Genomic DNA, 12,195 nt, shown 5'->3' on the forward strand with positions numbered 1-12,195 from the left:
CCCTCCATGCGTACCCACTTCTGCGGCCTGGTCGACGAGACCCTGATCGGCCAAACCGTGACCCTTGCCGGCTGGACCGACGTCGCCCGCAACCAGGGCGGCGTCTGCTTCATCGATCTGCGCGATCATGAAGGCATCGTGCAGGTGACGGTGGAGATCGACAACGCCGAGGTGTTCGCCGTGGCCGCGTCGCTGGGCTACGAGGACGTGCTGCAGGTCGAAGGCGTGGTGCGCGCGCGCCATGCGGTCAACGACAAGATGCGCACCGGCAAGGTGGAAGTGATCGCCAGCCGCATCGCCGTGCTCAACAAGGCCGCGCCGCTGCCGTTCCACGCCCATGAGAACCCGGGCGAAGACACCCGCCTGAAGTACCGTTACCTGGACCTGCGCCGCCCGGAAATGCAGCGCATGCAGCGCACCCGCATCAAGCTGGTGCAGGCGCTGCGCCGCCACCTGGACGCGCGCGGCTTCCAGGACATCGAAACCCCGATCCTGACCAAGGCCACCCCGGAAGGCGCGCGCGACTTCCTGGTACCGGCGCGCATGCACCCGGGCGAGTTCTACGCGCTGCCGCAGAGCCCGCAGCTGTTCAAGCAGATCCTGATGGTGGCCGGCTTCGACCGCTACTACCAGATCGCGCGTTGCTTCCGCGACGAGGCCCTGCGCGCCGACCGCCAGCTGGAATTCACCCAGCTGGACATGGAGTTCGCCTTCGTGCGCGAGCGCGACGTGCAGGATTTCGTCGAGGACATGATCCGTTCGATCTTCAGGGAAGTGGTGGACGTCGAACTCGACGCGCAGTTCCCGCGCATGACCTGGGCCGAGGCGATGCGCCGCTACGGTTCGGACAAGCCGGACCTGCGCATCGCGCTGGAGCTGGTGGACGTGGCCGCGCTGGTCAAGGACAGCGAGTTCGCCGTGTTCACCGGCCCGGCCAATGATCCGGAAGGCCGCGTCGCCGCGCTGCGTATCCCGGGCGGCGCGGCGCTGAGCCGCAAGCAGATCGACGAGTACGCCGCGCACGCCGCCAAGTACGGCGCCAAGGGCCTGGCCTACATCAAGATCGACGAGGCCGGCGCGGTCAGCTCGCCGATCCAGAAGTTCTTCGGCGAGGAATCCTTCGCCGCGCTGGTCAGGCACGTCGGCGCCGGCAATGGCGACATCGTGTTCTTCGGCGCGGGCGGCTACAACAAGGTCTCCGACTTCATGGGCGCGTTGCGCCTGAAGGCCGGCAGGGACTTCGGCCTGGTTGCCGAGGGCTGGCGCCCGCTGTGGGTCACCGACTTCCCGATGTTCGAATGGGACGAGGAGGAGCAGCGCTACGTGGCCCTGCACCATCCCTTCACCGCGCCGGCCGTCGACGACGTGGCCGACCTGCGCGCCAATGCCCGGACCGCGGTGTCGCGTGGCTACGACATGGTGCTCAACGGCAACGAGATCGGCGGCGGCTCGATCCGCATCCATCGCCCGGAAATGCAGAGCGCGGTGTTCGAGCTGCTCGGCATCGGCGCCGAGGAAGCGCGCGCCAAGTTCGGCTTCCTGCTGGACGCGCTGAACTACGGCGCGCCGCCGCACGGCGGCATCGCCTTCGGCATCGACCGCATCGCCGCGCTGATGGCCGGCACCGAATCGATCCGCGACGTGATCCCGTTCCCGAAGACCACCGGCGCGCAGTGCCTGATGACCGACGCGCCGTCGCCGATCGCCGACGCGCAGCTGGCCGAAGTGCACGTGCGGGTCCGGGAAAGCCAGAAAAGCGAGAAGTGAGTGGAGAGGAGTGAGAAGTGAGAGGCGGCAACAGCCGTGCTTGCTTCCCGCTCCTCGCTCTTTCTCACTCCTCACTTCTCCTCGCTCACTCCTCGCTCCATGCCCATCCGCCGCGCCACCCCCGACGATGCCGCAACGCTGTGCGCGCTGGCCGAACGTACCTTCGTGGAGACCTTCGGCCACCTGTACCCGCCGCAGGACCTGGCCGATTACCTGGCCGGCGCCTATCCGGTGGACCTGCAGCGCCAGCAGCTGGCATCGGGCGATTACGCGGCCTGGTTGCTGGAAGTGGACGGGCAGGCGGTGGGTTTCGCCTTCGCCGGCCCCTGCGGCCTGCCGCATGCCGACGTACGGCCCGGCGACGGCGAACTGAAGCGCCTCTACGTGCTGCGCAGCCACCAGAGCGGTGGCTGGGGCGGCCAGCTGTTCGCGCAGGCCGAACAGTGGCTGCTGGAGGCCGGCCTGCGCACGCTGTGGATCGGCGTCTGGTCGGAGAACCTGGGCGCGCAGCGCTTCTACGCGCGGCACGGCTTCGACAAGGCCGGCGAGTACGAATTCGCGGTCGGCCGCACGCGCGACCGCGAGTTCATCCTGCGCCGTCCGGCACGGCACGACTGAACATGCGTCCGCGGCGGGGCCGGGAAGCCGGCGCCCGCAGCGCGCGGGCGCATCGGCTCAGGGCGCGTTGCCGAGCACGTGCGAGCCATCGGCGGTGTGGTGCTCGGGGATGCCGTAGACCTCGCCCAGCGCCTGGATGAAACCTTCGACGTCCTCGCCGCGGAACACGCCGCTGACGCGGTAGGAGGCCAGTCCCGGATCGGCCAGCAGCACCGGCTTGAAGCTGTAGCGGCCGAACTCGGCCACCGCTTCCGGCAGCGGCGTGTCGTTGAAGACCAGCCGCCCGGACAGCCAGCCCGGCGCCGAGCCCGCGGCCACCGCCGCGTCGGTCACCTGCATGCGCTGGTCGGCCATGCGTGCGCGCTGTCCCGGAACCAGCACGCCCAGGCGTGCGGCCGGACGCGCGGCATCGGCGCTGCCCTGCAGTTCCACGCTGCCTTCATACAGGGTCACGTCGGCGGCGTTGCCGAGCCGCGACACTTCGAACCGGGTACCCAGCGCGCGCACGCTGCCGGCGCTGGTCTGGACCAGGAACGGGCGCTCGCTGTCCCGCGCCACGCGGAAGAATGCGCGGCCGCCGTCCAGCCGCACGTGGCGGCCGCGATGGTCGTAGCGCACCTGCACCCGCGTGTCCGCGTCCAGGTCCACGCGGGTGCCGTCCTCCAGCTGCAGCGAACGGCGTTCGCCGATGCCGGTGCGGTACGCGCTCTCGACGGCAGCGGGCGCCAGCAGCAGGAAGGCCATGCCGGTGGCACAGGCCAGCACCGTGGCCGCCGCCGCGGCGGCCAGCCAGCGCCGCGGCCGTGGCGCGCGGCGCGGCGCCACCCGTGGCCGCGGCACCCGCGTGGCGAGCTCGGGCGCGGCGGCGAAATCGCCCAGCGACGACCATAGCGCCTCGATGCGGCCGTAGGCGGCGCGGTGCCCGGGATCGGCGTGCAGCCATTGCTGCCATGCCTGGCGGTCGCGCTCGCTGGCGTCGTCGGCGCGCAGGCGGACGAACCAGGCGGTCGCCTGCTGCTCCACGGGGTTGCCGCCGTCGATGGCGGAGATGTCCGGTCTGCTCATGTTTCCGCCAGTCGCGCCTGCAGGTGCAGCAGCGCGCGCATCATGTGTTTCTCCACCGCGCTCACGCTCACCTGCAGTTGCAGCGCGATGGCGGCGTAGGTCATGCCTTCGTAGCGTTGCAGCAGGAATACCTCGCGGCAGCGCGGCGGCAGTTCGTCCAGCGCCGCCAGGAACCGCTGCAGGCGCTCCCTGCCTGCGTAGACGTGATCGCTGGCCGGTTCCTCACTGGGGAGTTCGTGCAGGGCGGCATCGAGTGGCTCGTGCTGGCCGGCATGGTGGCTGCGGTCGCGGCGGAAACGGTCGCGCAGCAGGTTGGAGGCGATCCGCAGCACGTAGGCCTCGGCGTTGTCGACGCGGGCCGGCGAGCGCGCCAGGCGGATCAGCGCTTCCTGGGTCAGGTCCTCGGCATCGGCGTGGTGCTGCAGATGGCGGCGGAAGTAGCGCAGCAGCACCGGACGGAAATGCCGGACGTGGTCCGGTTCCCATCGCATGGCCAGGACTTGGTCTGCAGTGAATGGCGGCATCGTGAAGGAATCCACGGTGAGGAGCCCGCCGACGGTAAGCGCAGGCGCGGCACGGGCGCAACCGTGCGGAAAGGAGGGTGAGGAATACGCGTTCCCTTGCGTCTGCGTAGGGGGAGCCTGCCGCAGGCCGCCATCCGACATTGCATTGGGGAGCCAGATGAGAAACACCACACGGGCGTGCAACCGCCCCCGCCGTTCCGTTGTCGCCACCGCCCTGGCCACGGCCCTGGGCATCTCGTTGCTGGGCACTGCGCCGGCGTCGTTCGCGCAGCAGGCGGCCACGCACCAGTTCGCCGTCGCCAGCCAGCCGCTGGGCGAAGCGCTCAACCGCCTGGCGGAGACGGCAGGCGTGCAGATCATGGTGCCGCCGGACCTGGTCCGCGGCCACACCGCGCCGGCGCTCGCCGGGCAGTACACGGTCGAGCAGGCGCTGGACCGGCTGCTGGCCGGCAGCGGACTGGTCCATCGCAGCACCCGCGGCGGCGTGATCACGCTCGCGCGCGCCGCGGCACCGGCGCAGACGCCCGAGCCGCGCCCGTCGTCGTCGCCGGCCGCCGCCAGCGGCACGGCCGAGGCCCGCGACATGGCGGCGGTGCAGGTCACCGGCTCGCGCATCAAGCGCGCCGAAGTGGAAGGCCCTTCGCCGGTGATGGTGATCTCCGCCCAGCAGATCGAGAACGAAGGCCACGCCACGGTGTTCGAGGCGCTGGAAACGCTGGTCATGGCCGGCGGCGCGGTGGAGACGGAACTGTCCGGCGGCTTTTCGGCCAACGCCCATCCACTCAACCTGCGCGGCCTGGGCCCGGGACGCTCGCTGCTGCTGATCGACGGCCGCCGCGCCGCCGACTATCCGTTTCCCTACGGCGGCCGCAGCAACTTCCAGAATTTCGGCAACATTCCTTCCGGCGCGGTCGATCGCATCGAAGTGCTCGCCGGCGGCGCGTCCGCCATCTACGGCGCCGATGCGGTATCCGGCGTGGTCAACGTGGTGCTCAAGCGCGGCTATGAAGGCGATGCGTTCAAGGTGCGCGGCGGCACCAGCACGATGGGCGGCCGCGACCGCGCCGACCTGCAGTGGACCGGCGGCCGCAGCGGCGACAACTGGAGCGTGACCTATGCGCTGCAGTACTACGCCCAGGAACTGCTCTACGGCTTCCAGCGCGACGACTGGGACGTGCGCCGGAATCCGAGGATCGACCCGCGCATCGGTGCCGAACCCACCGCTACGCTGCGCATCCGCCGCGGCGGCACCAGCAGCAGCAACCCGCTGATCGCGCTGCCGGAGGGGACCTGCCAGCGGTGGGGTGACGAGTTCGTCGACTGGACCTACCGCCGCATCAGCAGTGGCAAGGTGCAGACCCTGGGCAATGCCTGCGGCAGCTGGAACGACGTGGGCTACACGCACCTGAGCAAGGGCAAGAACGAGGCGGCCGCCTATGTGTTCGGCACCTACGATTTCAACGACGCGCTGCAGGGCTGGGCGTCGCTGCAGGTCTGGGATTCGAAGGCCGAATCGCTGGGCGGCTTCGAGAGCATCACCGGCCCGCATACCGATGGCGTGGGCCGCCGCGGCGATTTCTACGACCCGCAGTTCGGCGCGGTGATCGCCCCGACCCGCTACCTGTCGCCGGTGGACCTGGGCGGCGCGGCGGAGATGAACCAGCACTACAAGGAGCGTTCGGTGGACCTGGCCGTCGGCCTGCGCGGTCACCTGGCCGAACGCTTCGACTGGGACGTCACCCTGAGCCGCGCCGAGTACGACTTCCAGCGCACGCGCCGGCGCATGGTCGGCAACCTGGTCAACGATTTCTTCTTCGGCCCGCAACTGGGCACCACCTCCAAGGGCGTGCCGATCCACCAGATGAACCTGGAGCGCTGGCTGCGGCCGCTGACGCCCGACGAGTACGCCTCGATCTCCACCCTGGCCCGGTACGAAGCACAGTCGTGGGTGACCACCGGCAGCTTCGTGCTCACCGGCGACCTGTTCCAGCTGCCGGCCGGCCCGCTGGGAATGGCGGTGGTGATGGAGGCCAGCCGCCAGGGCTACGACCTGGACAGCGACCCGCGCGTGCAGCCCGGCGTCGTGCAGCTGTACAACCTGACCGGCACCAACGGCGGCGGCGAGCGCGACCGCTATGCCGCCGGCGTCGAGTTCAGCATCCCCATCGTGGATACGCTGAAGGCGAGCCTGGCCGGCCGCTTCGACAAGTACGACGACATCACCGACGTCAACGACGCCAAGACCTGGAACGCCGGCCTGGAGTGGCGTCCGTTCGACTCGCTGCTGGTGCGCGCCAGCCACGCCACCAGCTTCAAGGCGCCGGACATGCACTGGGTGTTCAGCGAGGGCAGCGGCAGCTTCGGTACCAGCACCGATCCGTGGCGCTGCATCGAGGCCGGCGCCAACCCGGGATGTTCTGGCTACAGCTATTCGATGTTCTCGGTCACCCGCGGCGATCCGGCGCTGGAGGAGGAAACCGGCAAGTCGTGGAGCGCCGGTTTCGTGTGGGACATCGCCGACGGCCTGTCGGTCAATGCCGACTACTGGAACATCGAGCTGAACGGCGCGCTCGAGCGCCTTTCCAACACCGGCATCCTGCAGGACGAGGCGGGCTGCCGCACCGGCCGCAAGCTCAACGGCCAGCCGTTCGATTTCGCCGCCGATTCGGGTTATTGCCAGCTGGTCACCAGCCTGGTCACGCGCACGCCGGAGGAAGGTCAGAGCATCGGCCGCGTCACCGAGATCCGCTCCCTGCCGATCAACCAGTCACACCGCCGGGTGGCCGGCATCGACGCCGGCTTCAACTGGCGGCTGCAGACCGCGCGCCTGGGGCGCTACAACCTGCGCCTGAACTGGTCGCACACGCTCGCCTCCGAGCGCCAGGTGCAGGCCACCGACCCGGTGCAGAAGGACTGGCGCGACGATCCGGACAACCTGGATTTCCGCAGCCGCATCACCACCGGCGTGGACTGGCGCCTGGGCGGCTGGTCGGCGGGCGTGTTCGGCACCCGCTACGGCAGCCTGCCCAAATACGGCGGCGTGGGCCGCACCGGCGTGCACTTCCTGTGGAACGCCAACGTCGGCCGGAAGATCACCGACAAGGCGGCGTTGAAGCTGTACGTCAACAACCTGTTCAACAGCCTGCATCCGCACGACGAGACGAACAGCAGCTTCCCGTACTTCTACGACGTCTACAGCCCGGTGGGCCGGGAAGTGGCCGTGCAGTTCGAGTACCAGCTGCGCTGAACCCGCAACGCGGCGGACATCCCGCACCACGGGGTGTCCGCCGGCAGGGGCGTCGATGGCGGGTGATGACGCCGGCCGGCCCGATGCGGGACACTGCCGCCATGAGCACCGTGTCCGCAGAAAAGCCCCGCGTCATCGTGCTGCATGGCATCTGGAACGCGCGGGCGTGGGTGGGGCCGCTGGCGTGGCGGTTGCGCGCGCGCGGCTTCGAGGTGGCCGCCTTCGGCTATCCGAGCGTGTTCGGCGGTCCCGACGTGGCAGTGCCGTCGCTGATTGAGCGGCTGCGCGGGCAGGGCAGGATGTCGCTGGTCGGGCACAGCCTGGGCGGGCTGGTGGCGCTGGAGGCGCTGCGGCAGGAACCGGGGCTCGACGTGCCGCGCGTGGTCTGCCTGGGCTCGCCGCTGTGCGGCAGCGAGACGGCGCGGGCGCTGGCCGGGCATGGCTGGGCGGCGGCGCTGGGGCGCAGCGGCGGCCTGCTGCTGCACGGCCTGCCGGAATGGCATGGGCGGGCGGAAGTGGGGCTGGTGGCCGGCAGCGTGCCGCATGGCCTGGGCGCGCTGATGGGCGCCCTGCACGGCGACTCCGACGGCACCGTGGCGCTGGCCGAAACCCGTCTGCCGGGCCTGGCCGACCACTGCGTGGTGCCGGTCAGCCACAGCGGGCTGGTGCTGTCGCCGGAGGTGGCCGCCCTGACCGCGGCGTTCCTGCGCGACGGGCGCTTCGGCGCAGGGGCCGCGCAGCGGGCCGCATGACGGGCCGCGGTGCGGGGATCGGGTAGAATCCGCCCCCTGTTCCCGACAGATGTACGGTAGATCCCCATGGGTAGAGGTCCTTCCATCGAAGCCCGCAAAAACGCGTCCGACGCGAAGCGCGGCAAGATTTTCACCAAGATCATCCGCGAGATCGGCGTGGCCGCCCGCGGCGGTGGAGGCGACCCCAACAACAACCCGCGCCTGCGCGTGGCCATGGACAAGGGCCTGGCGGCGAACATGTCCAAGGACGTGATCGAGCGCGCCATCAAGAAGGCCACCGGCGAGCTGGAGGGCGTCGAGTACGAGGAGATCCGCTACGAGGGCTACGCGCCGGGCGGCGTGGCGGTCATCGTCGACTGCCTGACCGACAACCGCGTGCGCACCGTGGCCGATGTGCGCCACGCCTTTTCCAAGTGCGGCGGCAACATGGGCACCGAAGGCTCGGTGGCCTTCATGTTCAAGCGCCTGGGCGTGCTGGCCTACGCGCCGGGCGCCGACGAGGAGAAAATCACCGACGCCGCCATCGAGGCCGGCGCCGACGACATCGTCGTCTACCCGGACGACGGTTCGATCGACGTGGTCACCGCGCCGGAGAATTTCCAGCCGGTGAAAGATGCCATGGACGCCGCCGGCCTGGTTCCCGACCATGCCGAGATCACCTTCCGCGCCGACAACGACATCGCCGTGGCCGGCGACACCGCGCTGCAGGTCAAGAAGCTGCTGGATATGCTCGAGGACCTGGACGACGTGCAGGACGTGTACTCCAACGTCGACCAGGCCGGGCTGGAGCAGGCCTGACGGCGCGCCCGCGTCCCGTCATCTGAGACGGCGGCCGCCGATCATGGCCGCCGTTCCTTCCCGGCCGCCACGGCAATGACCCGCATCCTCGGCATCGACCCCGGCTCGCAGCGCACCGGCATCGGCATCATCGAGATCGATGCCGGCGGGCGCGCCCGCCATGTCCACCACCAGCCGCTGGTGCTGCTGGGCGCGGCGGATTTCGCCCAGCGCCTGAAGCGGCTGGTGCATGGCGTGCACGCGCTGATCGACGAATACCAGCCGCAGGAAGTGGCCATGGAGAAGGTGTTCATGGCCAAGAACGCCGACTCGGCGCTCAAGCTCGGCCAGGCGCGCGGCGCGGCGCTGTGCGCGGTGGTGCTGCGCGAGCTGCCGGTCAGCGAGTACGCGGCCAGCGAGATCAAGCTGGCGGTGGTCGGCCGCGGCGGCGCCGAGAAGCAGCAGGTGCAGCACATGGTCGGGCTGATGCTCGGCCTGCAGGGCAGGCTGCAGGCCGACGCCGCCGACGCGCTGGCCGTGGCCATCACCCATGCGCACGTGCGCGCCACGGCCGGGCGCCTGGGCGTTGACGTGCGTTCCGCGTGGAGCCGGAAATGAACGAAGCGCGCGCAGACTCAAAGCCCCTCTCCCTGCGGGAGAGGGGTTGGGGTGAGGGGCAACGAAGTCATGATGGACAACATTCAATGCAGCAGAACGAACTCTGCCGTTCGCCTTCCTTGACTCCGTTCACCCCTCATCCGGCGCTGCGCGCCACCTTCTCCCGAAGGGAGAAGGAAACAGCACCAGGAGCACTCGAATGATCGGTCGTCTGCGCGGCATCCTCGCCCACAAGGCCCCCCCGTGGCTGGTGATCGACGTGGGCGGCGTCGGTTACGAACTAGAGGCGCCGATGAGCACCTTCTACGACCTGCCCGACATCGGCCGCGAGGTCGTGCTGTTCACCCATTACGCGCAGAAGGAGGACAGCGTGTCGCTGTACGGTTTCCTGCGCGAGGGCGAGCGGCGGCTGTTCCGCGACGTGCAGAAGGTCACCGGCATCGGCGCGAAGATCGCGCTGGCGGTGCTGTCCGGCGCCAGCGTGGACGAGTTCGGCCGGCTGATCCAGGCCGGCGACATCACCGCGCTGACCCGCATTCCCGGCATCGGCAAGAAGACCGCCGAGCGCATGATCGTGGAGCTGCGCGACAAGGCGGCCGATTTCGCCGGCGGCGGTTCGCCGGTGGCAGGGCCGCTGGCCACCGACCCGGTGTCCGAGGCGACGGTGGCCCTGCAGCAACTGGGTTACAAACCCGCCGAGGCGGCGAAGATGGCGCGCGAGGCGGCCACCGAGGGCGACGATGTCGCCGCGGTGATCCGCAAGGCGCTGCAATCGGCGCTGCGCTGACGCATTCCCCTCCACGGGCGATCGAGACCACCATGTCCCACGCTTCCAAGCCTGAAACCTCCGGCCACCACGGCAGTCCCGGCGCCGCCGGCGGCCTGGCGCTGATCGTCGGCGCCATCGGCGTCGTGTTCGGCGACATCGGCACCAGCCCGCTGTACACGCTCAAGGAAGCGTTCTCGCCGCACTACGGCCTGGACAGCGACCACGACACGGTGCTGGGCGTGCTGTCGCTGGCGTTCTGGGCGCTGAACATGGTGGTCACGCTCAAGTACGTGACCATCATCATGCGCGCCGACAACGACGGCGAGGGCGGCATCATGGCGCTGATGGCGCTGGCCCAGCGCACCCTGCGCAACGGCTCGCGCTCGGCCTACGTGGTCGGCATCCTCGGCATCTTCGGCGCCTCGCTGTTCTTCGGCGACGGCGTGATCACCCCGGCGATCTCGGTGCTGGGCGCGGTCGAGGGCCTGCAGGTGGCCGCGCCCGCGCTGGGCCATTTCGTGGTGCCCATCACCCTGGTGGTGCTGGCGGCGGTGTTCGCCGCGCAGCGCTTCGGCACCGAGAAGGTGGGCAAGGTGTTCGGCCCGGTGATGATGCTGTGGTTCCTGTCGCTGGCGGCGATCGGCATCTGGAACGTGTTCGCCGCGCCGGAGGTGCTCAAGGCGTTCAACCCGTGGTGGGCGGCGCGCTTCTTCATGGAGCACGGCTGGCACGGCATCTTCATCTTCGGCGCGGTGGTGCTGGCGGTGACCGGCGGCGAGGCGCTGTACGCGGACATGGGCCACTTCGGCGCGCCGCCGATCCGCCATGCCTGGTATTTCTTCGTGCTGCCGTGCCTGGTGCTGAACTACCTGGGGCAGGGCGCGCTGGTGCTGCAGCGGCCCGACGCGGTGGCCAACCCGTTCTTCGAGGCGGTGCCGGGCTGGGCGCTGTACCCGATGATCGTGCTGGCGACGATGGCGGCGGTGATCGCCAGCCAGTCGGTGATCACCGGCGCGTTCTCGGTCTCGCGCCAGGCCATGCAGCTGGGCTACATCCCGCGCATGCGCATCCTGCATACCTCGCACGACACCATTGGCCAGATCTACATTCCCGGCATCAACTGGGGCCTGGCGCTGATGGTGTTCGGGCTGGTGCTGGCGTTCCGCAGCTCCAGCAACCTGGCCGTGGCCTATGGCATCTCGGTGTCGGCGACGATGCTGATCGACACCCTGCTGCTGGCGCTGGTGGCGCGCGCGCTGTGGCCGCGCGCGCAGCGCTGGATCCTGGCGCTGTGCGTGGTGTTCTTCCTGATCGACCTGGGCTTCGTCGTCGCCAACGGCGCCAAGCTGCTGCAGGGCGCGTGGTTCCCCGTCGTGCTGGGCATCGCGCTGTTCACGATGATGCGCACCTGGCGCCGCGGCCGCGAGCTGCTGCGCGACGAGGTGCGCAAGGACGGCATCCGCATCGACACCTTCCTGCCCGGGCTGATGCTGGCCCCGCCGGTGCGGGTGCCGGGCACCGCGGTGTTCCTGACCGCCGACCCGACGGTGGTGCCGCACGCGCTGATGCACAACCTCAAGCACAACAAGGTGCTGCACGAGCGCAACGTGTTCCTGCATGTCGAGACCCTGCCGGTGCCGTACGCGGCGGCGGGGCAGCGGCTGCGGATCGAGCCGGTGGGCGACGAGTTCTACCGCATCTACGTGCGCTTCGGCTTCATGGAGACGCCCGACGTGCCGCTGGCGCTGATGCGCTCCTGCGACCATGGCGGGGTCTACTTCGACCCGATGGACACCACCTTCTTCGCCAGCCGCGAGACCATCGTCGCCAGCGCCAACCGCGGCATGCCGGTCTGGCGCGACAAGCTGTTCGCCTTCATGCACCGCAACGCCGCCCCGGCCACCAACTTCTTCCGCATTCCGGGGAACCGGCTGGTGGAACTGGGCGCGCAGGTGGAGATCTGATGGTGCAGGAACGAGTGGGGAGGAATGAGAAAGGAGTGACGGCAAAAGCGGAAGCCGAGGGCTTTTACTCGTTTCTCGTTCCTCTCCACTCGTT

10 protein-coding genes are annotated in these 12,195 nt (G+C 69.7%); 8 read left to right on the plus strand and 2 right to left on the minus strand.

Annotation, left to right across the window (positions count from 1 at the left end; translation table 11 throughout):
* The first annotated feature begins 6 nt into the window (after positions 1–6).
* Both aspS and ABTV91_RS07650 read left to right on the plus strand, forming a co-directional pair.
* Positions 7–1,767 (plus strand): aspartate--tRNA ligase, encoded by a 1,761-nt coding sequence (gene aspS / locus ABTV91_RS07645; RefSeq protein ID WP_433853944.1) that lies wholly within the window; start codon positions 7–9, stop codon positions 1,765–1,767.
* 99 nt (positions 1,768–1,866) lie between these two features.
* On the plus strand, positions 1,867–2,385 hold the full coding sequence (locus tag ABTV91_RS07650) for an N-acetyltransferase family protein (protein WP_433853945.1): 519 nt from the start codon (positions 1,867–1,869) through the stop codon (positions 2,383–2,385).
* Positions 2,386–2,442: 57 nt separating this feature from the next.
* Here the strand turns inward: ABTV91_RS07650 and ABTV91_RS07655 are convergent, their stop codons facing one another.
* Positions 2,443–3,450 (minus strand): FecR family protein, encoded by a 1,008-nt coding sequence (locus tag ABTV91_RS07655; protein ID WP_433853946.1) that lies wholly within the window; start codon positions 3,448–3,450, stop codon positions 2,443–2,445.
* On the minus strand, positions 3,447–3,941 hold the full coding sequence (locus ABTV91_RS07660) for an RNA polymerase sigma factor (RefSeq protein WP_433853947.1): 495 nt from the start codon (positions 3,939–3,941) through the stop codon (positions 3,447–3,449). The genes ABTV91_RS07655 and ABTV91_RS07660 overlap by 4 nt, the downstream gene beginning before the upstream one ends.
* Before the next feature lie 190 nt (positions 3,942–4,131).
* Between ABTV91_RS07660 and ABTV91_RS07665 the strand changes: the two genes are divergently transcribed.
* The 6 genes from ABTV91_RS07665 to ABTV91_RS07690 all read left to right on the plus strand — a co-directional run bounded on the left by ABTV91_RS07665 (position 4,132) and on the right by ABTV91_RS07690 (position 12,101).
* Entirely contained in the window at positions 4,132–7,221 is a 3,090-nt protein-coding gene (locus tag ABTV91_RS07665) for a TonB-dependent receptor domain-containing protein (RefSeq protein ID WP_433853948.1), read from the plus strand.
* Positions 7,222–7,322: 101 nt separating this feature from the next.
* On the plus strand, positions 7,323–7,973 hold the full coding sequence (locus ABTV91_RS07670) for a lipase family alpha/beta hydrolase (RefSeq protein WP_433853949.1): 651 nt from the start codon (positions 7,323–7,325) through the stop codon (positions 7,971–7,973).
* A gap of 66 nt (positions 7,974–8,039) precedes the next feature.
* A complete protein-coding gene (locus ABTV91_RS07675) occupies positions 8,040–8,771 on the plus strand; it encodes a YebC/PmpR family DNA-binding transcriptional regulator (protein ID WP_433853950.1) in 732 nt (243 codons plus the stop codon).
* Positions 8,772–8,846: 75 nt separating this feature from the next.
* Positions 8,847–9,368 carry a crossover junction endodeoxyribonuclease RuvC gene (ruvC, locus tag ABTV91_RS07680; protein ID WP_433853951.1) on the plus strand — a complete coding sequence of 174 codons (522 nt, stop codon included), beginning with the start codon at positions 8,847–8,849 and terminating at the stop codon, positions 9,366–9,368.
* A 199-nt stretch (positions 9,369–9,567) separates the two neighbouring features.
* On the plus strand, positions 9,568–10,155 hold the full coding sequence (gene ruvA / locus ABTV91_RS07685) for a Holliday junction branch migration protein RuvA (protein WP_433853952.1): 588 nt from the start codon (positions 9,568–9,570) through the stop codon (positions 10,153–10,155).
* Positions 10,156–10,187: 32 nt separating this feature from the next.
* Positions 10,188–12,101, plus strand: a complete 1,914-nt coding sequence (locus tag ABTV91_RS07690; RefSeq protein WP_433853953.1) for a potassium transporter Kup — start codon at positions 10,188–10,190, stop codon at positions 12,099–12,101.
* Positions 12,102–12,195: the final 94 nt, after the last annotated feature.

This window comes from Stenotrophomonas nitritireducens, assembly GCF_050984405.1.
GTDB lineage: Bacteria > Pseudomonadota > Gammaproteobacteria > Xanthomonadales > Xanthomonadaceae > Stenotrophomonas > Stenotrophomonas nitritireducens_B.